The sequence below is a fragment of the Amycolatopsis thailandensis genome, from assembly GCF_002234405.1.
GTDB lineage: Bacteria > Actinomycetota > Actinomycetes > Mycobacteriales > Pseudonocardiaceae > Amycolatopsis > Amycolatopsis thailandensis.
On record NZ_NMQT01000113.1, the window covers coordinates 1 to 479 of the forward strand.

General features: G+C 67.0%; 1 pseudogene. It reads right to left on the minus strand.

The features are described from left to right. Positions 1 to 19 precede the first annotated feature (19 nt). A pseudogene (locus CFP71_RS30550) lies at positions 20 to 479 on the minus strand (hypothetical protein); the annotation flags it as partial.

Here is a 479-nt window from a genome sequence, read left to right on the forward strand (position 1 = left end):
TCACGACCACCCCGACCCACTACACGCCCGCCGGCGAGGAGGCCCGCGTCACCAACTCCCGGGCCGCCCCGCTCCCATCGGCCGGAACAGCCCAGATCCCCGACTCCACCCCGTAGGCCACGGTCCGGTCGTCGAGCCAGGCGGCCTGGTCGTCCACGCTCCGCGTCTCGGCCAGCATCGTCTCCTTACCGGACGCCAGATCGAGGACAGCCAGCCGCCAAGGCGCCGCGAGATCGGCGGAAACCCGCTTCTTGAAGGCGATCCGCTTCCCATCCGGCGAAAGCGACGGACACTCGACGTTCTCGCGGATCATGTTCGCGACGAGCTTCTCGTAGTCCGCCTCGACGAGGTAGGTCTTCCCCTTCGTCCCCACGGTCGCGTAGAACTTCTTGCCGTCGTCGGCGAAGGTGATCCCCCAGTAGTTCACGTCGGACGAGTAGTACCGCTTGCCGTCGAGCAGGAGCGTCATCTCCTCGATG